Source organism: Ruegeria sp. YTSC004 (assembly GCF_059609805.1).
The window spans coordinates 274482-295622 of record NZ_JBXWMJ010000002.1 but is presented as its reverse complement, the minus strand read 5'-3'; the positions used below and the strand labels follow the sequence as shown (position 1 = coordinate 295622).

Here is a 21141-nt window from a genome sequence, read left to right as displayed (position 1 = left end):
TCCCAAAACAGACTGTTAACGCCTAAAACCAAGCAGTGAACGCCGTTTTTTGTTCGGCGCTTGACCGAAGTCATAACCAAAGCTCTCAAAAAAATCCCGGACTTCTTTTGTAAGCATTCCGCGACCAGTCGCGTATTGAGGTAAGTCGAAACCGCCGCCGTAATTCAATTCAACAACAACGGGGCCTAACTCAGTAATTGCGATGTCGGTGGATTGATAACGTATCGGCGCAAAGGTTCGGGCAGCACGGCTGTTTATCTCGCGCAATTCTTGCCAGTAGGGCAATTGCATTCCCATCAAACCGGCTGTTTCGGGGTGATCTTCCAGAAAGGTAACCTCCATGCCATCACGCCGAGTGACGGTAGTGATTTTTCCAGTCTCGGGGTCAATCGCACAAGCTAGATTACCGGGGCGCCAAAAGGCATCAGCGATATTGTCGTTTTGGGGCAGCTTGATCACTGCGATCGGACAAAAAACGTCGTCCTCGCGAAGCAGGTTCACCATTCTAATCGTGGCCAGAGCAGAAGCATACGGCCTGAGGGCTGAATGATTGTGAAGCAAAGGTTGCAAGACATACGAGTTCTGCCCAACGGTTTCTGACAAGAATTCTTCGTATGGTACAGGGTTCATCCCCGCGCATGTTAAAGTATCATTATCAGCGTTCTGGATTCGGAATGCGCCAAAGCTGACCATCCCTTCAGTAATTTTCCCAAACAGGCCCGTATGTAGATTATCCAGTGCCGTTTCGCGTAGATCATCCGCAGTGCAAATCTTTTTTATGCCTGGAAATACACGTGAGGTTTGGTCGATTACGCCCACAATGTCCGGGACCGGCACATCCACCGCATTGAGCAGAGTTGTCGCTACTACTTTGTCTTCAGCTGCGCTTTGCCAGCCAGTGTGGTTGCATATATGTGTGATTGGCCAGTGAAGATCGTTTGAAATGTACTCGGATCTTTGAGCGTCCGAGAACCGATCAGAATGATGCAGCCCGTTACGCACATATTCGGCCATGTTCAATCTGCTGTGCGACTTGGCTATTTTGTTAAACTCGCGCTGAATTTGAACTGGGGACCGGCCGGACGATTTTGCCGCGTGTGTTAGCAACGCGGTATGATCAGAGTCTCGGGCAGACAAATACTTTTCATAGTCAATATCCGCGGCGCTTGTGGGGTTTGACGTTGTCATGGCAGAGATCTCCACGTTCGATTTATTGGTTCCATTTTGGAAACTGTTTTGAGCGGAAAAATGGCAGTTTTATGACTTGTTGCCGGAATATTTAGTTGGGTTCCTACAGAGATTGCCGGACAAGGTTTTCTCTTCTATCCAGCTCGGCCCCAGAAATTAGCTTCTGTGGTCCTGTTATCGGCTTGCCGATCTTTCTGGTTCGCGTCATTGTGATGGTCAAAAGGGAAGGTTGAATTGTGTGCCCATGTGCACCATTTCTTCACTCTAAAGTACAGGAGACGGACAGGCGTTGCCTCGATGAGGGACCAGAGCCGTCTTGCCAATGATAAGGATAGAGCATGCAAGAGCCCCTGAACTCATCATACCCAGTGCTGCCGCTGCGCGATATCGTGGTTTTCCCGCATATGATCGTGCCGCTGTTCGTTGGTCGGGAAAAATCCGTCCGGGCGCTGGAAGAAGTGATGCAGGACGACAAGCAGATTCTGTTGTCCAGCCAGATCGACCCGAGCGACGATGACCCAACCGAAGACGGCATCTACCGTTCCGGTGTGCTGGCCAATGTACTGCAATTGCTGAAATTGCCGGACGGCACCGTGAAGGTGCTGGTCGAGGGCCAAGCCCGTGTGATGATCACGGAATTCCTTGAAAACGAAGAATTTTTTGAGGCCCGCGCCGAGTATTTGACCGAAATTCCGGGCGACGTAACGACAACCGAAGCACTGCAGCGCACGGTTGCGGATGAATTCGAGCGTTACGCGAAAGTGCGCAAAAACATCCCCGAAGAAGCGTTGACCGCAGTTGGAGAATCCACCGAACCGGCAAAGCTGGCTGACCTTGTGTCGGGTCATTTGGGGATTGAAGTCGAACAAAAGCAAGACCTGCTGGAAACCCTAAGCGTCAGCGAGCGACTTGAGAAGGTCTATGGCCTGATGCAGGGCGAAATGTCGGTTCTGCAGGTCGAGAAAAAGATCAAGACCCGCGTCAAAACCCAGATGGAGAAGACGCAGCGCGAGTACTATCTGAATGAGCAGATGAAGGCCATTCAGAAGGAGCTTGGCGATGGCGAGGACGGCAGCAATGAAGTGGCCGAACTGGAAGCCAAAATCGAAGAGACCAAGCTGTCGAAAGAGGCCCGTGAAAAGGCCGAAGGCGAGCTGAAGAAGCTGCGTAACATGAGCCCGATGTCGGCTGAGGCCACCGTCGTACGCAACTATCTGGATTGGATTCTGGCCTTGCCGTGGGGTACCAAATCCCGCGTCAAAAAGGATCTGGGCCGCGCGCAGGACATTCTGGATGCCGACCACTATGGCCTTGAGAAGGTCAAGGAACGGATCGTCGAATATCTGGCTGTTCAGCAACGTTCGAAAAAGCTGAAGGGCCCGATCATGTGCCTTGTTGGCCCTCCGGGTGTGGGTAAAACCTCGCTTGGTAAGTCGGTTGCACGTGCGACGGGGCGTGAGTTCATCCGCATCTCGCTGGGCGGTGTGCGTGACGAGTCCGAGATCCGTGGCCACCGTCGGACCTATATCGGTTCGATGCCTGGTAAGATCATCCAGGCGCTGAAAAAGGCGAAGACCACAAACCCGCTCATCCTGCTCGACGAGATCGACAAGATGGGGCAGGACTTCCGTGGTGACCCGGCTTCGGCGATGCTTGAGGTGTTGGACCCGGAACAGAACAGCACGTTCATGGATCACTATCTTGAGGTCGAATACGACCTGTCCAACGTGATGTTCCTGACCACATCCAACAGCTACAACATGCCAGGGCCCCTGCTGGACCGGATGGAGATCATTCCGCTGGCCGGCTATACCGAGGACGAAAAAAGTGAGATCGCCAAGCAGCATCTGATCAGCAAGCAGGTGAAGAACCACGGCCTGAAGGCCAAAGAGTTCCAACTTACCGATGACGCGCTGCATTCGATCATCCGCACTTACACGCGGGAAGCTGGCGTTCGGAACCTAGAACGTGAAATCGCCAAGGTGGCGCGGAAGTCGCTGACCAAGATCATCAAGAAAGAGGCTGAATCGGTGACGGTGACGCCAGACAATCTGGATGAGTTCCTGGGCGTTCCCAAGTTCCGCTATGGTTTGGCCGAACAGGACGATCAGGTTGGTGTTGTCACCGGTCTGGCGTGGACATCGGTCGGTGGTGATCTGCTGCATATTGAGGCGCTGAAGCTGCCGGGCAAGGGCCGGATGAAGACCACCGGCAAGCTGGGCGATGTGATGAAGGAATCCATCGATGCGGCGTCGTCTTATGTGCGGTCAATTTCGCCTCAGATTGGGGTGAAGCCACCCAAGTTCGACAAGATAGACATCCACGTGCACGTGCCGGATGGTGCGACTCCGAAAGACGGGCCTTCGGCTGGTCTGGCCATGGTGACCTCGATCGTATCCGTGCTGACCGGTATTCCGGTTCGCAAGGACATCGCGATGACGGGTGAGGTTTCGTTGCGCGGAAATGCGATGCCGATTGGTGGTTTGAAAGAGAAACTGCTGGCGGCCCTGCGTGGTGGCATCAAAACGGTCCTGATCCCGGAAGAGAACGAAAAGGACTTGGCTGAGATCCCGGACAACGTGAAAGAAGGTCTGAAGATCATTCCGGTCGAGCACGTGTCCGAAGTTCTCAAACTGGCGCTGGTGCGTGAGCCGGAAGCGATTGAGTGGGATGAGGCCGCTGAAGAGGCTGCCGCAGCCGCCGCGAAAGCCACTGAAAGCGCGAGCCCCTCAGCTACGACGCACTAAGCGATCGGCGATAGACAAAGAAAAGGCGGGGTTTTCCCCGCCTTTTTCCTTTTCAAAAGCCTATAACGGGTTTCTTTGGGTTCAGAACCTCTTCCTCAGCGATGTAAGTCTGAAACTTTTTGGCGGACAGGGAGGATCGGACCGCTAGGCCAAAAATGACGATTGAGAACATTACGCACAGCAAAATATCCAAGCCAAAGGGGATTTGCTTAAGCGCACCTTCCCCGAACTGTCCCAGGTACGAGATCAAGCCGATCCCTCCGAAATAGGGAACCAGCCACAGGGCCTCGGTCACGTCCATTTCGTCCAGCCGATTGTGGAACCGTGCGAGAAGAAGAACAAACCCGACGATTAACGCTATGCCAAGCCGCCAAACGGTGTCCCATCCGCTCCAATAGACGATGAGTGTGGCGATAGCGAAGGCCGTGATGGCCACCACTTTGACGAAGGGGATGCGAATGGAACGCGGGCGGTCCGGCATCAGGCGGCGCAGGCACACAACGGCGATTGGCCCAACGGCGAAAGACACAACGATGGCCGCACCATTCAGAGCAATAACGGTGGTGAACGGGACCGTAAGAAGGAACAGGATTCCGATCAGAAAGTTCAGAGCCAAGGCCCACAAGGGCACCCCAAATGAAGACAGTATTTGCAAACGCTTTGGCAGGAACCCGTTCTGTGACAAGGCCAGTGCAATGCGCGCGTTCGAGCCTGTCGATACCAAACCGTTGCCGAAGGGGCCAATGACCGAGCCTATGTTCAAAACGCTCAGGAACCAGACGATCCCAACCGATAGGATGACCCCGTCCAATGGCCCCTGACCGCTAAAATTCAGGCTTGCCCAGCCGTTCTTTAGCATCTCCGGGTCAAGTGCGCCGATAAACGCGATCTGCAATCCGACATAGATGGCCGCACACAGAATAATAGACAGCACCAGCGCCGCAGGAATGGCCACTTTGGGGTTTCGAACCTCACCAGCCATATCGACCACATGACGGAAACCGATGAAGGAAAAGATGACGCCTCCGGTTGAAACAGCCGCCATGATGCCCTGCAAGCCGTACGGCGCAAAACCACCCGGTTGGGTGAAGTTCCCGGTGTCAAATCGACTTGCGATCAGCAGAACCGACAGAACGATAGGAATGGCAATTTTGGCCCATGTCAGTGTCGCGTTGACTTGCGTGAAGAATTTTACCCCCAACGCATTAATGACAACGAACAACAACATGAAAAACAACGCCACGGCGATACCCGCGCCGGTCAAATCGCCCGTATCGGCTGTGTGCAGCCAGGGAGCGTAAGGCCCGAGGTATTTCAGCATCGCCTCGACCTCAATCGGGGCGGTGGTGTTGTAGCCAATCCAGGCGGTCCACCCCATTGCCATCGAAACGATGTTCCCGTGCGAAAACTGGGGGACGCGGGCGATCCCTCCGGGAATGGGCAGCATGGCCGAAATCTCGGCGAAGGTTATCGCAAGAACGAACATGGCCACCGCGCCAATGATCCACGAAAGGATAGCGGCAGGACCTGCGTGTTGAACTGCGAGGAGGGGGCCGAACAACCAGCCGGAACCGATAATTCCACCGACCGAAATGAAGGTCAGGCCGACAAGGCCAATATCCCGTTTCAATTTGGCCATGCGAAACCCCATGCCTCAGCGCCGGTTGATCACACGGCAGATGTAGGAACGATACGCAGCTGAAATACAAGCTGGCAAGCATCGTAATTTCAAGGCCTTAGAGGGCGTTGATTCTGAGGAAGTGGAATGGTGGGTGATAAGAGATTTGAACTCCTGACATCTTCGATGTGAACGAAGCGCTCTACCACTGAGCTAATCACCCATAGGCGCTGCTGTTACAGCGACTCGGATTGGTTGGCAAGATGGCCGGTATTGAATTCGATGCAGCTCATGAAAAGCTGGTTTTGCGGCCTCGGTGGCGGATGGCTCATTCGGAAAAAATCAGGTTCTTCGAAAAAACTTCAAAACGCCGCTTGACGATGTCGGGGCGTAGCCATAATACACCCAAACGTTCAGCGATGAACAGACAGCGGGCGGTTGTAGCTCAGATGGTTAGAGTACCGGCCTGTCACGCCGGGGGTCGCGGGTTCGAGCCCCGTCAACCGCGCCACTGCTGTCAGCCTGGATCCGGGTTAAGGGATCACGAAAAAAGATGCGCGGTTGTAGCTCAGTTGGTTAGAGTACCGGCCTGTCACGCCGGGGGTCGCGGGTTCGAGCCCCGTCAACCGCGCCATTTTCCCAAAAGTCAGCGTTGAAATCGTAACTTGTTGCACGCTTCGGCGTGTCAGTTGCGATGCTGCTTTGTTGGATAGGCGAATAAATGACAGTTCTTGCTTTGTTCTGATTTTTCTGTTGGAGTTCCAGCGTCGTTCACCTATTTCTAAGACACTTGTGTGTTGGGGGCCAAAAATGGCTGAGCTGAAGAATATCGAAGTGCGTGGAGCGCGCGAACATAACCTCAAGGGTATAGACGTGGACATCCCACGTGATCAGCTTGTGGTGATCACCGGGCTGTCGGGGTCTGGTAAGTCGTCTTTGGCTTTTGACACGATCTATGCCGAGGGCCAGCGGCGCTACGTGGAAAGCCTGTCAGCCTATGCGCGCCAGTTTCTGGACATGATGGAAAAGCCGGATGTGGATCACATCAGCGGCCTGTCGCCTGCCATTTCGATTGAACAGAAAACCACGTCCAAAAACCCGCGTTCTACGGTAGGAACGGTCACCGAGATCTATGACTATATGCGCCTGTTGTTCGCTCGCTCCGGTACGCCGTACAGCCCGGCAACGGGGCAGCCGATTGAGGCCCAACAGGTTCAGGACATGGTCGACCGCATCATGACGATGGAGGAGGGGACGCGCGGATACTTGCTCGCCCCCATCGTGCGCGACCGCAAAGGCGAATACAAAAAGGAATTCCTCGAACTGCGCAAGCAGGGCTTCCAACGCGTGAAGGTCGACGGAGAATTCTACGAACTGGATGAACCGCCCACGCTGGACAAGAAATATCGCCATGACATTGATGTCGTCGTCGACCGGTTGGTCGTGCGCGAAGGGATGGAGACCCGGCTGGCCGACAGTTTGCGTACCGCGTTGGACTTGGCCGACGGTATCGCCGTTCTGGAAACCGCGCCGCGTGAGGGCGATCCGGAACGGATCACCTTCAGCGAGAATTTTGCTTGCCCGGTCAGCGGCTTCACCATTCCTGAAATCGAACCCCGTTTGTTTTCGTTCAATGCTCCGTTCGGGGCGTGCCCGGATTGTGATGGTCTGGGTGTCGAGCTGTTCTTTGACGAACGCCTTGTGGTGCCGGACCAGACCCTGAAACTATACGATGGGGCGTTGGCGCCCTGGCGCAAGGGAAAGTCGCCGTACTTTCTGCAGACCATCGAAGCGATTGCCCGACACTATGAGTTCGACAAGAACACGCCTTGGAAGGACCTGCCACCAAAGGTGCAGCAAGTGTTTCTACGCGGTTCCGGCGACGAAGAAATCCAATTCCGCTATGATGAAGGCGGGCGGGTCTATCAGGTCACCCGCAGCTTTGAGGGCGTGATCCCGAATATGCAGCGCCGCTATCGCGAGACTGACAGCGCCTGGATTCGGGAAGAGTTTGAGCGGTATCAGAACAACCGCCCCTGTGGCGCCTGTGAAGGCTATCGCCTACGGCCCGAGGCGCTGGCGGTTAAGATCGCAGGCGCGCATGTTGGGCAGGTTGTGCAGATGTCGATCCGCGAGGCCCTGGCCTGGATCGAAGATGCACCGAACCATCTTAGTGTCCAGAAGAACGAAATCGCGCGTGCCATTCTCAAGGAGATCCGTGAGCGGCTGGGGTTTCTGAATAACGTTGGTTTGGAATACCTTACACTGTCCCGTTCAAGTGGAACTTTGTCCGGTGGCGAAAGCCAGCGTATTCGTCTTGCGAGCCAGATCGGATCCGGTTTGACAGGGGTTTTGTACGTCCTCGACGAACCTTCTATCGGTCTTCATCAACGGGACAACGATCGCTTGCTTGGGACGCTCAAGAACCTGCGTGATCAGGGTAACACCGTGATCGTCGTCGAGCATGACGAGGAAGCAATCCGCGAGGCGGATTATGTTTTTGACATCGGGCCGGGGGCTGGCGTGCATGGTGGTCAGGTTGTCAGCAAGGGCACACCTGATCAAATCGCGGCTGATGCGGCCTCGATGACCGGGCAATACTTGTCGGGAACCCGCGAGATCTCGGTCCCGGCCGAGCGACGCAAAGGGAACAAAAAGAAGGTTACGGTCGTCAAAGCGACCGGGAACAACCTCAAAAACGTTACGGCGGAGTTTCCGCTGGGCAAGTTTGTCTGTGTCACGGGTGTCTCCGGCGGCGGAAAATCGACGCTTACGATTGAGACGCTGTTTAAAACTGCCTCCATGCGTCTGAACGGCGCGCGGCAAACGCCGGCGCCCTGTGAGACAATCAAAGGGTTGGAGCATCTGGACAAGGTCATCGACATTGACCAGCGCCCCATCGGGCGAACTCCGCGTTCGAATCCAGCGACTTACACCGGGGCCTTCACGCCGATCCGCGATTGGTTTGCCGGTCTGCCCGAGGCAAAGGCGCGCGGCTACAAACCGGGGCGTTTCAGCTTTAACGTCAAGGGCGGACGGTGCGAGGCATGTCAGGGTGACGGCGTCATCAAGATTGAGATGCACTTCCTGCCAGATGTTTATGTCACCTGCGAAACCTGCAAGGGCGCGCGGTACAACCGTGAAACGCTGGAGATCAAGTTCAAAGGCAAGTCCATCGCCGATGTACTGGATATGACCGTCGAAGACGCGCAGGAATTCTTTAAGGCTGTACCCTCAATCCGCGATAAAATGGATGCACTGGCGCGTGTCGGGCTTGGCTATATCAAGGTCGGGCAGCAGGCGACAACGCTTTCGGGTGGTGAGGCGCAGCGCGTGAAGCTTTCAAAGGAATTGTCCAAACGATCGACCGGTCGCACGTTGTACATTCTGGATGAACCGACAACGGGTCTTCACTTCGAAGATGTTCGTAAGTTGTTGGAAGTGCTGCATGAACTGGTCGATCAGGGCAATACGGTCGTTGTGATCGAACACAATCTGGATGTCGTCAAAACCGCCGACCACATCATTGATATTGGCCCGGAAGGCGGCGATGGCGGTGGTGAGATCGTGGCAACCGGGACACCCGAGAATGTGGCCGAGGTTGATCGCAGCCATACCGGCAGGTATCTCAAGCCGATGTTGGACGGTGCGCGCGTTGCTGCGGAATAGTGCCGTTCTTTAGTAAAGAATATCAGCCACTGCGCCGATCAGGTTCAGCACCTTTTGCGTTTCGGGGTCGACACGATAAACGTAATCGCCGGCGCGAATGTAGGATCCGCCGCGATTCAGACCATAACGGTAGGGATCGTTGATCCAGCGGTAGTCGCGCGTGATATAGTCGCCCTTTTTGTACAGGTTTTTTACCTGACCCGGCGGAACACAGGGTACTGCTTTTTTTGCCAAGCCTGGCGGGCAATGACCCGCCTTACTCTTTCCGTTCCCAGCCATTGCTGTAGCCGGACTCAATGAAAGCGCGACAATGGTCAAAGTAACAGACAGAATTCGCGACATCATGTTTCCTTTCGCGTTAAAGCGCGGTTAGGAAACAGATGGCCGCTGTTTGTCCGCCGGTCAACCCGATGGGCAGGAAGTTGCCACCCTGCGGCAGCTAGCCCCTGGTACGGTTTTCAAAACGTGGCAGCATGGCGGAAAAATCCTTGCCCAGTCCGTCTTCGGATTCGACGAATTTCTCATAAAGCGCTGTTGCAACCTGTCCCATGGGCGTGTCTGCGTCCGAGCTTTCAGCAGCTTGCTGGCTGAGCCGCAGGTCTTTTAGCATCAGCTCGGCCGCAAATCCGGGTTGATAGTCGTTATCCGCCGGGCTGGCAGGTCCAACGCCGGGGGCGGGGCAGTAGGCGTTCATCGTCCAGCTATAGCCCGAGGACGTGCTGACCACGTCAAACATCTTCTGCCGGTCCAGCCCAAGCTTGTCGGCCAGCGCAAAGGCCTCGCAGGTGGCGATCATGGTTACGCCCAGGATCATGTTGTTGCAAATCTTGGCCGCTTGACCAGCACCGGATTCGCCGCAATGCACAGCTTTCTGACCCATGATGTCGAACAGCGGCGATGCCTTTTCAAACGCCGCGTCGCTACCGCCTGCCATGAAGGTTAGCGTACCCGCCGCCGCACCGCCGATGCCACCTGACACAGGGGCGTCTACTGCGAGAACGTCCGCTTCCTTGGCCTGCTCAGCGACGGCACGGGCGCTGTCGACATCGACCGTTGAACAGTCGATCCAGACCGCTCCGGGCACCATGGCGGGAATGATCTCTTTTGCCACCGCCCGCAGGATCTGTCCGTTCGGCAGCATGGTCACGACGATGTCGGCACCAGTCGCGGCCTCAGGACCGGAGCTGGCGATAGTGACACCCGGGACAGAGACATCCGCCATGTCAAAGCCGCTGACATCATGCCCTGCTTTGGCAAGGTTGGCCGCCATCGGATTGCCCATGTTGCCCAGACCGATAAACCCGATTTTCATTCCTTAATCCTCCTCAAAAGTCAGCGTGTCCGCGCCCAAAGGTTGTAGCATCTTTGAAACAGCGACAGCCGGTACGTCTTGGTTCTGATGGCGCCAGCTCGGGTTGCGATCCTTGTCGATGATCTGCGCCCGGATACCCTCCAGAAAGTCCCCGTGTTCCATCGCGCGATAGGTAAATCGGTACTCCAGTTCCAACGCCTTGCGTATGGTCAGGTTTGGAGTGCGGAGACGGTGCAGCATTTCGACCGTGCACGCCATGGAGAGTGGCGAATTGCGCCCGATCAACTTCAGTGCGTCAGCGGCGGCTTCATTGTTCGAGTTGCGCAGGCTGTTCTGTATATCTGCAAGAGTTTCGCCACCGAAATCTGACTCAATCGCATCTTGCATTGCGCCCAACGAGCCTTGGGGCGGCGTTTCGGAATGGCTTTCAAGAATGCTGGCGTCGCCGGATGCTTCAAGCATGTCGATCAGATCCGGCCATTGCTGGATCGGAATGTAATGATCTGCGAAACCGGCCAGAATGGCATCTGCTGGACCCATACGATGACCGGTAGTGCCGAGATATTCACCTAACCGTCCGGGTGCGAGTGCCAGCATCAGTGTGCTGCCGACATCCGGAACCAAACCAATCGAGCATTCAGGCAGGGCGATTTGCGACGTTTCACCCACGATGCGATGGCTACCATGGCAACCGATGCCGACGCCACCACCCATCGTGAACCCCTGAAGAAAGCTGACTACTGGCTTTGGGTATTCGAAGATCAGAGCATTCAAGCGGTACTCATCGCGCCAGAACTTTCGGCCGTATTCAAAATCGCCCTTGGTGCCGGTCTCATAAAGCTCGGCAATGTCACCGCCCGCGCAAAAGGCCTTGTCGCCCTCGGCATCCAGAATAACCAGTTCGACCGCGTCGTCCTCGCGCCAGTTGCGCAGCGCGGTGTCGATCGCCAGGCACATGTCATAGCTGAGTGCATTCAGGGCCTTGGTTCGGGTCAGGGTGATACGACCGGCACGGCCTGCGGTGCGAATATAGATGTCTGGCATAAAGTCCTCAGCGCTGAGAGAGCATCTGGCGGGCAACGATGACCCGCATGATCTCGTTCGTGCCTTCCAAAATTTGATGCACGCGCAGATCGCGCACAAGTTTTTCGATGCCATAGTCGGCCAGATAACCATAGCCGCCGTGCAATTGCAGGCACTGATCCACCACTTTCGATCCCGTCTCGGTCACGAATTTCTTGGCCATAGCGCAGAACTTTGTTGAATCGGGCGCGCCCTGATCCAACTTCCACGCCGCCTGACGCAGGAATGTCCGGGCGGCCTGCAGCTCGATCTCCATATCTGCCAGACGGAACTGAAGGGCCTGAAACTGGTCGATGGACTGCCCGAAAGCCTTCCGCTCGGACATGTATTGCAGTGTCATGTTCAACCCGGTTTGTGCGGCACCTAGAGAACAGGACGCGATGTTCAGACGTCCGCCATCCAGTCCCTTCATCGCGTATTTAAAACCGTCACCCTCGACACCGACAAGGTTGTCGGAGGGGATCTTGCAATCGTCGAACTGTACCTGAGCAGTAGGCTGGCTTTTCCACCCCATCTTCTGTTCCAGCGCGCCAAAGCTCAGGCCTGGGGTGCCATCCTCGACATAGACCGTCGAAATGCCCTTGGGCCCATCCTGGCCGGTGCGCACCATGCAGACATAGGCATCCGAATACCCGCCCCCCGAGATGAAAGCCTTGGTGCCGTTCAAAGTATAGCCTTCGTTCGTTCGTTCCGCGCGGGTTTTCAAAGCGGCCGCGTCCGAACCTGAGCCGGGCTCGGTCAGGCAATAGCTGAGCACGGTGTTCAAGCTAAGAACATCGGGCATGATGCGGCATTTCAGCTCGTCACTGGCGAAGCTGTCCAGCATCTTGGCGCACATGTTGTGGATCGACAGAAAGGCCGCGACAGAGGGGCAGGCCATCGACAAAGCTTCGAACACAAGCGTGGCGTCCAGACGAGACAGGCCAGAACCGCCGCTGTCTTCCGAGACATAAAGGCCGCCGAAACCCAGCTCACCAATGCGCGGCCAAAGGTCTTTGGGGATGGTGCCTTCGGCTTCCCACTGGCGGGCAAATGGGGCGATGTTTTCCTGCCCGAAATCATGGGCCATGTCGAAGATTGCGTTCTGCTCTTCGGTTGTTGCGAAATCCATGGATTGCCTCCCACGCTGCCCGTTGAATTGAACGAGTGTTTATTTCCCAATCCTTACAGAAATTTTGCACGGCCATCAATCACGGGCACATTCTTGTGCGGGAGAACGTGCCAACGTTCAGAGGTCTTGATGGAATTCGTCAATCAAGTGTTGAACCACAGCCTTGCCGGGGTCATCACCTTTTGCCGCTGCCTCGGCATGTACCCGGCGCTGGCGGGTGGCCGAGGTGCCGTTCTGGGCAATCTGCTGCAGCTTTGCCAACTCAGTCATGGTGCCCAGAGCTTCGGCGTCTTCGGCCAGCAGACCCATCAATTCGCCCATGAGTTCCGGCATGGGTTTGATTGAGCGATCTCCGAAGTCAATCATCCCTTCGCCAACGCCATAGCGCTGCGCACGCCAGCGGTTTTCGCCAATGAGAAAGCGATCGTATTGTCGCCACCTGAGATTTCGGTCTTTCAAGCGACATAGCATGCGCGTTAACGCCTGCACCATTGCGGCCAGTGAAAGTGCATGCTCCATGCGGGGCTGCACGTCCATGATCCGGGTCTCCAGCGTTGGGTATTGGTGCGACGGTCGCAAATCCCACCAGATTTTCGTGGTATCTTCGATCACGCCCAGTTCGACCAGAACGCCCGTAGTACGTTCATATTCGGACCAGCCGGAAAAGATCGGCGGGAGTCCTGTCCGTGGCAAGTTGTCGAACACCGTTAACCTGTACGAAGACAGTCCTGTGTCCTCACCGTTCCAATAGGGCGATGACGTCGACAAGGCCAAGAGATGCGGCAGAAAGTAGGACAGCTGCGGAATCAGGTCGGCGCGCAAGGCTGAATCGGTCACCCCGATATGGACATGCATGCCACAGATAAGCATACGCCGCGCCACTCCGCCCAACGCGTGTTGTAGCGCGTCATATCGGTCTTTGCGCGTGTGTTGCTGTTTTTTCCAGTCAGCAAAGGGGTGGCAGGAAACAGCGATTGGAGCAAGGTTGTGCTCGGCGGCGCGTTTCGAAACACAGGACCGCAAGCGTTTCAGATCCTCGCGCGCAGAGCTGATGGTCACATGCGGGCGCGTACCGACCTCGATCTGGCATTGCAGGAATTCGGGGCTGACCTGTCCTTCAAAATCGGCCTGGCAGGCTTCCATTAACGCGGCAGGCGCTTCGGCGAGTTCCAGACTGTCTCGAGCAACCAGCAGATACTCTTCTTCGATGCCCAGCGTAAATTCCTGCTGCATTCCGGCCCTCGCAACTGTGTTCTGACCAGTGAATACGGAAATTGTCTTTTTGCCAAGTGTTTGCCAGCTGGGTTCTTGCGAAGCCCCCATACGCACAGGTAAGGAGGCGTTCAGATTATCACCAAACCCGGAGCCACCCCCGTGAAACCAAGGAAATTCCCCCGGCTGAACGCCGTGCTTGACCGGTTGGGTGTAAAACTGATCGACAAAGTGACCGAACGGGATGAGCGTGCGCGTCTTGAGGCGTTCGAACGGGCAGGGGGTTTGACCCGGCCTGCCTATGCCCTGTCACCGGGGATGGAGGGGTTCGACATTGCCCAGCTGGTGTCGGAATACCAAGAACATTCCGCTTCGCTGGAAGCTCTGAAAGACCCTGCGCGCAACAAGACCGGATATCGTATTAACAACGGCTACTACGACAGCCCGGATGCGGACGCGCTGTATCTGATGATCCGCCGGTTCAAACCCAAGCGGGTGATCGAGGTGGGTTGCGGAAACTCGACCCGTGTAACGCGGCAGGCGATTATCGACGGCGGATTGGAGACCAAGGTCACCGCAATCGATCCGTATCCCCGGGCAGACATCGCGCATGTGGTGGATCAGTTCGAACAAAAACGTTTGGAGGAGATCGACCCGACGCTCTTTGAACAGCTCGAAGCTGGCGACGTGTTGTTCATCGATTCCAGCCACGTTGTCCGCATGAGCAATGACGTCGCGCACCTGTTCTGCCGCATCATTCCGGCGCTCAAACCCGGTGTGGTCATTCATGTGCACGATGTTTTTCTGCCCTACGAATATCCCAAACGGTTCTTCTATGATTGCCCGGGCTGGGGTGAGCAGTACATGCTGCATGCACTCCTGCAATCTGGTGCATATTCAATGCTTTGGCCCGGCTACTACCTACAGCAGGATTGCCCCGATGCGGTAGAATCCTTGCCATTTTTGAAGGACGGTCGTGCTCAAAGTTTATGGGTGCAGGTCAAAGAAAATTGATCAGTTAGTGATCCGGCGCGACTAAGCGCCCGTACCCCTTTCCATAACCAAGCTGGAGAGGAGATGACAGCCATGTTTCGTCGTACGTTTATGGGCGCCGCCGCCGCAATTGCACTGACACTGCCTGTAAAAGCACAGGCTGCAGATATCGTGGATACCGCAGTATCAGCCGGTTCCTTCAACACATTGGTCGCCGCCGTTCAGGCCGCGGGTCTTGTCGACACGTTGAAAAGTGACGGACCGTTCACAGTGTTCGCACCGACTGATGAAGCTTTTGCGGCACTGCCCGAAGGTACGGTGGAAACGCTGCTGTTGCCTGAAAACAAAGATCAGTTGGTCGAAATCCTTACCTATCACGTGGTCCCGGCCAAGGTGATGTCGGGTGATATCGCTGGCAAACGTGCGAAGGTGCTTACCGTACAAGGCGACCGTCTGAGCGTGAACGCCAAGAACGGCGTAAAAGTGAACGACGCTAAAGTCGTTCAGGCCGACATCGAAACCAGCAATGGTGTGATCCACGTCGTCGATGCGGTGATCCTGCCGGAATAAGACCCCCATCTGAGTAGAAGAAAGCCCCGGTTCTGATGACCGGGGCTTTTTCGTTAGACTAGTCTGACTTGGGTTCCGACTTTTACCAGAGGATAAAGCTCCTCGACATGTTGGTTATACAGGCCAATGCACCCTGACGAGCTTTGGCGTCCGATCTTTCGCGTATCATGAGTTCCGTGCACAAGATAAGCTGGCCAACCTAGATACATGGCGCGTGTACCCAGCGGGTTGCCGGGCTCCCCGCCTTCCATACGAACCGGCAAAAGCGGGTCGCGTTCGCGCATCGAGGCGGTCGGCGTCCAGCTTGGGTTTTCCGCTTTGCGCACAACTTTGGTATAGCCGCGCTTGGTCAGCTCTTCGCTCATCGGTACCGAACTGGGGTACAGCTTGTAGGTGCCATCGGGTCCCCAATAGTGCACCGCGCGGCTTGTGATATCGGCCAGCAAAGCGCCAGCGCCCAGCTGGTCAAAATGGTCCTGCCAGTTCTGTTGCGAGAAGGACGAGACATTGCGGCGCACCGGCAGTTGCGTGCTGATCGCCTCTTCTGTTGTTGGGAAAGCATCTGAACTTTCGGCGCGCAACAGCGTCGGTGTCGCAAGGACGGACGCAGCACCCAGCAAGGCGGTACGACGATTAATACGGGAACTGGACACGGATGCCTCCTGAAGGACTGCTCGAGAGTTTCCAGCAATTTAGTGACTGCGTTGCTTCAGGGCCAGATGCTTGGCTTAAATTTTCCGTGAGATTTACATGTTTCACGCGGTTTTTTGCCTGCTCGGACGGGGAATTGACCGGTGTCCGGACAGGGTTTTGCTGTTTGCCGGATAAGGCTTGGGGTATTTTTCTAACTTGGCCCCTCCATTTCCAAGGGACAGGCCCACAGATGTTCGGAGACCGCACGATATGACCAAGAAATCAGAAACCCTGGAAAGTCCCGTATCTTATGAGCTGAAAACCAAATTGGCAGATCTGAGCGAGCTCCTAAACAACTGATACCTTGACGAGGAACGAAAAAGGCCGCCCATTGAGGCGGCCTTTGGTCAATTTGACGCTAAAAATCAGTCCATCGCTTTGAAGTTGAACTCGCCACCTTCTTTGATGCCCGACGGCCAACGGGCCGTAACGGTTTTCGTGCGGGTGTAGAACTTGAAGCTGTCCGGACCGTGCTGGTTCAGGTCACCAAACATGGATTTCTTCCAGCCGCCAAAGGTGTGGTAGGCCAGCGGAACCGGGATCGGAACGTTGATACCGACCATGCCGATATTCACACGGCTGGCAAAGTCGCGCGCAGTGTCGCCATCGCGCGTAAAGATCGCGGTGCCATTGCCATACTCATGGTCCATCGCCAGTTTCAGAGCTTCTTCATAAGAGCCTGCGCGCACGGTCGACAGAACCGGGCCAAAAATCTCTTGCTTGTAGATGTCCATCTCAGGCGTCACATTATCGAACAGGTGTGGGCCGACAAAGAATCCGTCCTCATAGCCCTGCAAGCTGAAGTCGCGGTTATCAACAACCAGCTTCGCGCCTTGTTCCACACCCGAATTGATCAGACCAAGAATACGCTCTTTGGCAGCGCCGGTTACAACTGGGCCCATGTCGACGTCATCACCGGCGGTGTAAGGTCCGACCTTCAGCTTTTCGACGCGCGGGATCAGTTTTTCGATCAGAGCGTCAGCGGTTTCTTCGCCAACTGGCACAGCAACCGAGATGGCCATGCAGCGTTCGCCCGCCGCGCCAAACCCGGCACCGACCAGAGCGTCGGCAGCCTGATCCAAATCCGCGTCAGGCATGACGATCATGTGGTTCTTGGCGCCGCCGAAACACTGCGCGCGCTTACCGTTCGCGGTTGCGCGGGAATAGATGTATTGCGCGATCGGGGTCGAGCCAACAAAGGACACGCCCTGAATGGTATCGCTGTCCAGCAGAGTGTCCACGGCCTCTTTGTCGCCGTTGACGACCTGGAAGACGCCCTTGGGCAGGCCGGCTTCGACGAACAGTTCAGCCAGCATCAGCGGTACCGAGGGGTCACGCTCAGACGGTTTCAGAACCACGGCGTTGCCGCAGGCCAGTGCAGGACCCACGTGCCACAGCGGCATCATGGCCGGGAAATTGAACGGCATGATCGAAGCAACAACACCCAGCGGCTGACGCATCGAATACATGTCAATGCCCGGACCTGCGCTGTCGGTGAATTCACCTTTCAGCATCTGAGGCGCGGCGATGCAGTATTCGATCACTTCCAGACCGCGCTGCAGATCGCCTTTTGCGTCAGGGATAGTTTTGCCATGCTCGCGGCTCAGCGCTTCGGCCAGCTTGTCCATGTCGCGATTCATCAGGTGAACCATTGCCATCATGACACGTGCGCGTTTCTGCGGGTTGGTTGCCCCCCAGGTCAGCTGCGCGGCGGCTGCGCTTTCGATTGCGGCTGTGGTTTCAGCAGCACTTGCCATCGGGCACTTGTACTGAACCTCTCCAGTGGCAGGGTTAAAGACGTCGTCAAATCGTCCTGAGGTTCCGGCGACATTCTCGCCGTTGATGAAATGGGACAGCTCGGTCATTGCAGATCTCCTCCGATGCATTTGTGCGCACAATAGGCTTGCATAAATTGCTTGAACAGAGGCAATGTCCCAAAGAGGTTTTGCAAAAATGCAAAGGGCAGGGCGTGACACCGAACTGGGATGATATGCGGGTCTTTCTGGCCGTCGCGCGAGAAGAAAGCCTTTCGGCTGCCGGGCGTCAGCTGAAGATCGACCCTGCCACCGTCGGGCGGCGGATTGCTCGGTTAGAAGCCTCATTGGAAGCCCCCCTGTTTACCAAGTCGCAGCAAGGCTACCTTTTGACCGCTGCGGGTGAGCGCCTAATGGAACACGGGCAAAAAGCAGAAGAGGCGATGCGCGCGGCGGCGGGTGCAATGGCGGGAACGTCAAAAACGCTCAGCGGACAAATACGGATTGGCGCGCCAGACGGGTCGGCCAACTATCTTTTGCCGCAGGTCTGCGCGAAAATCAGCGATGCAAACCCCGATCTGGATATTCAGATTCTGGCCCTGCCGCGCGTGATCAACCTGTCCCGGCGCGAGGCTGATATGGCGGTGACCGTCAGTGCACCAACAGCTGGGAGCCTTCTGGTCCAGAAAATCACCGATTACAAACTGCACCTTGTTGCGACGCGCGACTATCTGGCCTCTTACCCGGCAATCCGCACGGTCCAAGACCTGAGTGGCCATCGCATGATTGGCTACATTCCGGATATGATCTTTGACCGCGAGCTGGATTATCTAGTGGATATCGGTGTTGACCGTGTCGCGCTTGCATCGAATTCGGTGTCGGTTCAGCTGCGGCAGGCCACGCTTGGAACGGGGGTTTGTGTTGCGCATGACTTCACCTTGCCGTTTCATCCCAACCTGCAGAAAATCCTGACGGATCAGGTGAGTTTGACCCGGAGTTTTCACCTGGTGCGACATCAGGGCGATCAGCGGAATGAAAGGTTGAACCGGTTTGCGCAGGCCTTGTCTCAGGGTATTCGGGAAGAGGTTGAGCGGCTTGAGGCTCAAGTGTCACCTTGACAGGTTTAAGCATTCCGGCAACGCTTTGGAAAACAGGACATTATTTCGGAGGTTACGCTTATGCTCGTTCAGGCCATTCTGAAATCCAAGGCCACCGGAGGGGTCGAGACAGTCAGCCCGACAATCACTGTGGCTGACGCCTCGAAAATCCTAGCCGAAAAACGGATCGGGACGGTTGTTGTATCAGAAGATGGCGGCGAAACGGCATCTGGCATCCTTTCCGAGCGGGACATCGTAAGGGAGTTGGCCGCAAGCGGCAGTGGTTGCCTGGCGCAGCCAGTCAGCGCCTATATGACCCGTAACCTTGTGACAGCCACTCAGCAGGACACGGTTCAGGATATCATGACGCGCATGACCGAAGGGCGCTTTCGCCACATGCCCGTTGTTGAAGACGGCAAGCTGGTGGGGATCGTGACGCTGGGCGACGTGGTTAAGGCGCAGCTGGCGGAACTGGCTATGGAAAAAGACGCGCTGCAAGGCATGATCATGGGGCATTGACGCCCTTGATCCCCATAGCTGCCTCTTGCACCTGCGGCGAAGTTATGTTTGCTAGCGCAGAAAGTTTATTGCGCAGGAGGCCACGATGAGGGTTGGATTATATCCCGGAACATTCGATCCAATCACCCTGGGTCATATCGATATCATTCGCCGTGCGGCTGCTTTGGTGGACAAGCTCGTCATTGGCGTCGCGATCAACCGCGACAAGGGCCCATTGTTCTCACTTGAGGAACGCGTTGCGATGATCGAGGCGGAATGCGCCCATCTGACTGAGCAAACGGGAACTGAAATCGTTGCGCATCCCTTTGAAAACCTGCTGATCGACTGCGCCCGCGATGTTGGGGCGCAGATCATTGTCCGCGGGCTGCGGGCGGTTGCGGATTTTGAGTATGAATTCCAGATGGTCGGAATGAACCGGGCATTGGACGACTCGATCGAGACGGTCTTCCTGATGGCCGAGGCGCGGCATCAGGCCATTGCCTCCAAGTTGGTTAAGGAAATCGCCCGGTTGGACGGGGACGTGTCGAAATTCGTCACGCCCCGCGTCAATGCTGCGCTGCGTGACCGTTTAGGATAGGGCTCCCATCGCCGCGGCGGTGTCTAGCATCCGGTTCGAAAAACCCCATTCGTTGTCATACCACGCCAGCACACGCACCAGTGTGCCGTCGGTCACCTTGGTTTCCGGCAATGAAACGGTCGAACTGTGTGGGTCGTGGTTAAAATCCACCGAGACCAACGGGCGGTTCTCTGCCGCCAGAACTCCGGGGATTCTGGCTGCGGCTTCGGTAAACAGCGCGTTGACTTCTTCTTCCGTTGTCGGGCGCGAGACTTCGGCGACCAGATCAACCACGGACACGTTCGGGGTTGGGACACGAATAGCCTGACCTGTCAGTTTTCCGGCCAATTGCGGCAAGACGAGGCCAACGGCAGAGGCCGCGCCTGTTGTGGTCGGAATCATCGACAATGCTGCCGCGCGGGACAGGTATGGGTCTTTCCCGGCAGTGTCGTGGACGGGTTGGCTGGCTGTGTAGGCGTGAACCGTGGTCATGTTGCCATGCACAATGCCAAGCCCTGCATCCAGTGCTGCGGCAACCGGTGACAAGCAATTGGTCGTGCAAGACGCGTTGGACACCACGTTATCTTCAGCCGTCAGCTCGTGATCGTTGACGCCGAACACAATCGTTTTTACCGCGCCATCGCCGCGGGCTGGGGCCGAGATCAAAACCTTCTTCGATCCGTTCGTGAAATGGCGGGATGCAGCTTCGCGTGTGCGGAATACGCCAGTGCATTCCAGAACGACGTCCACATCGGACCAATCCAGTTTTTCCGGCTCGCGTTCGCTGCTCAGGCGGATCGGACCGTTTCCAACGTCCAGGCCTGCCTCGGTTAAAGTGACCGGTTTGCCGTACCGGCCATGGACGCTGTCGAATTCGAACAAATGCGCGTTCAATTCCGGCTTCGCCAAGTCGTTTATCGCAACGATTTCAACGTCCGTCCGCCCGGATTCTATGACGGCCCGCAGCACGCCGCGTCCGATCCGTCCAAATCCGTTGATTGCCAGCTTGAGTGTCATGT

General features: G+C 56.1%; 17 protein-coding genes and 3 tRNA genes. 9 read left to right on the top strand and 11 right to left on the bottom strand.

What is annotated here, in order from left to right; translation table 11 throughout:
• Positions 1-15: 15 nt before the first annotated feature.
• The gene (locus AC2FFP_RS05165; RefSeq protein ID WP_496765170.1) at positions 16-1188 is read right to left on the bottom strand and encodes a sugar-transfer associated ATP-grasp domain-containing protein; all 1173 of its coding nucleotides are present in this window, start codon (positions 1186-1188) and stop codon (positions 16-18) included.
• A gap of 338 nt (positions 1189-1526) precedes the next feature.
• Between AC2FFP_RS05165 and lon the strand changes: the two genes are divergently transcribed.
• Positions 1527-3935, top strand: coding sequence for an endopeptidase La (lon, locus tag AC2FFP_RS05160; protein WP_496880783.1), 2409 nt, complete (start codon positions 1527-1529; stop codon positions 3933-3935).
• A 52-nt stretch (positions 3936-3987) separates the two neighbouring features.
• Here the strand turns inward: lon and AC2FFP_RS05155 are convergent, their stop codons facing one another.
• Positions 3988-5574: an APC family permease gene (locus tag AC2FFP_RS05155; protein WP_496880782.1), complete on the bottom strand. Its 1587-nt coding sequence runs from the start codon at positions 5572-5574 to the stop codon at positions 3988-3990.
• Between the two features lie 127 nt (positions 5575-5701).
• Positions 5702-5776 (bottom strand) — tRNA-Val (locus AC2FFP_RS05150).
• Between the two features lie 211 nt (positions 5777-5987).
• Between AC2FFP_RS05150 and AC2FFP_RS05145 the strand changes: the two genes are divergently transcribed.
• The 3 genes from AC2FFP_RS05145 (at position 5988) to uvrA (ending at position 9222) form a co-directional block, all read left to right on the top strand.
• Positions 5988-6064 (top strand) — tRNA-Asp (locus AC2FFP_RS05145).
• A 46-nt stretch (positions 6065-6110) separates the two neighbouring features.
• Positions 6111-6187, top strand: a tRNA-Asp gene (locus AC2FFP_RS05140).
• A gap of 176 nt (positions 6188-6363) precedes the next feature.
• The gene (uvrA, locus tag AC2FFP_RS05135) at positions 6364-9222 is read left to right on the top strand and encodes an excinuclease ABC subunit UvrA (RefSeq protein ID WP_108858724.1); all 2859 of its coding nucleotides are present in this window, start codon (positions 6364-6366) and stop codon (positions 9220-9222) included.
• Positions 9223-9231: 9 nt separating this feature from the next.
• Here uvrA and AC2FFP_RS05130 read toward each other — a convergent pair whose 3' ends face one another.
• The 5 genes from AC2FFP_RS05130 to AC2FFP_RS05110 all read right to left on the bottom strand — a co-directional run bounded on the left by AC2FFP_RS05130 (position 9232) and on the right by AC2FFP_RS05110 (position 13961).
• Positions 9232-9456 carry an excinuclease ABC subunit A gene (locus tag AC2FFP_RS05130; protein WP_472723686.1) on the bottom strand — a complete coding sequence of 75 codons (225 nt, stop codon included), beginning with the start codon at positions 9454-9456 and terminating at the stop codon, positions 9232-9234.
• 205 nt (positions 9457-9661) lie between these two features.
• Entirely contained in the window at positions 9662-10534 is an 873-nt protein-coding gene (mmsB, locus tag AC2FFP_RS05125) for a 3-hydroxyisobutyrate dehydrogenase (protein WP_496765163.1), read from the bottom strand.
• 3 nt (positions 10535-10537) lie between these two features.
• Complete coding sequence (locus tag AC2FFP_RS05120; protein WP_496843907.1) at positions 10538-11578, bottom strand: enoyl-CoA hydratase/isomerase family protein; 1041 nt, start codon at positions 11576-11578, stop codon at positions 10538-10540.
• Between the two features lie 7 nt (positions 11579-11585).
• Positions 11586-12728 (bottom strand): acyl-CoA dehydrogenase family protein, encoded by a 1143-nt coding sequence (locus AC2FFP_RS05115; protein ID WP_496765158.1) that lies wholly within the window; start codon positions 12726-12728, stop codon positions 11586-11588.
• A gap of 117 nt (positions 12729-12845) precedes the next feature.
• The gene (locus AC2FFP_RS05110; RefSeq protein ID WP_496843906.1) at positions 12846-13961 is read right to left on the bottom strand and encodes a carboxylate-amine ligase; all 1116 of its coding nucleotides are present in this window, start codon (positions 13959-13961) and stop codon (positions 12846-12848) included.
• Between the two features lie 141 nt (positions 13962-14102).
• On the opposite strand from AC2FFP_RS05110, the gene AC2FFP_RS05105 reads away from it, so the two are divergent.
• Both AC2FFP_RS05105 and AC2FFP_RS05100 read left to right on the top strand, forming a co-directional pair.
• Entirely contained in the window at positions 14103-14954 is an 852-nt protein-coding gene (locus AC2FFP_RS05105; protein WP_496843905.1) for a class I SAM-dependent methyltransferase, read from the top strand.
• Positions 14955-15026: 72 nt separating this feature from the next.
• The gene (locus AC2FFP_RS05100; protein WP_496722649.1) at positions 15027-15503 is read left to right on the top strand and encodes a fasciclin domain-containing protein; all 477 of its coding nucleotides are present in this window, start codon (positions 15027-15029) and stop codon (positions 15501-15503) included.
• 53 nt (positions 15504-15556) lie between these two features.
• Here AC2FFP_RS05100 and AC2FFP_RS05095 read toward each other — a convergent pair whose 3' ends face one another.
• Positions 15557-16156 (bottom strand): L,D-transpeptidase, encoded by a 600-nt coding sequence (locus tag AC2FFP_RS05095; protein ID WP_496765147.1) that lies wholly within the window; start codon positions 16154-16156, stop codon positions 15557-15559.
• A gap of 405 nt (positions 16157-16561) precedes the next feature.
• On the bottom strand, positions 16562-18061 hold the full coding sequence (locus AC2FFP_RS05090; protein WP_108858716.1) for a CoA-acylating methylmalonate-semialdehyde dehydrogenase: 1500 nt from the start codon (positions 18059-18061) through the stop codon (positions 16562-16564).
• Positions 18062-18165: 104 nt separating this feature from the next.
• On the opposite strand from AC2FFP_RS05090, the gene AC2FFP_RS05085 reads away from it, so the two are divergent.
• The 3 genes from AC2FFP_RS05085 (at position 18166) to coaD (ending at position 20143) form a co-directional block, all read left to right on the top strand.
• On the top strand, positions 18166-19068 hold the full coding sequence (locus AC2FFP_RS05085) for a LysR family transcriptional regulator (RefSeq protein ID WP_496765141.1): 903 nt from the start codon (positions 18166-18168) through the stop codon (positions 19066-19068).
• A gap of 60 nt (positions 19069-19128) precedes the next feature.
• Positions 19129-19566 (top strand): CBS domain-containing protein, encoded by a 438-nt coding sequence (locus AC2FFP_RS05080; protein ID WP_058271514.1) that lies wholly within the window; start codon positions 19129-19131, stop codon positions 19564-19566.
• An 85-nt stretch (positions 19567-19651) separates the two neighbouring features.
• On the top strand, positions 19652-20143 hold the full coding sequence (gene coaD, locus AC2FFP_RS05075; protein ID WP_170412872.1) for a pantetheine-phosphate adenylyltransferase: 492 nt from the start codon (positions 19652-19654) through the stop codon (positions 20141-20143).
• Here coaD and gap read toward each other — a convergent pair.
• Positions 20135-21139, bottom strand: coding sequence for a type I glyceraldehyde-3-phosphate dehydrogenase (gene gap / locus AC2FFP_RS05070; protein ID WP_496880781.1), 1005 nt, complete (start codon positions 21137-21139; stop codon positions 20135-20137). The two genes, coaD and gap, sit on opposite strands and share 9 nt — an antisense overlap.
• Positions 21140-21141: the final 2 nt, after the last annotated feature.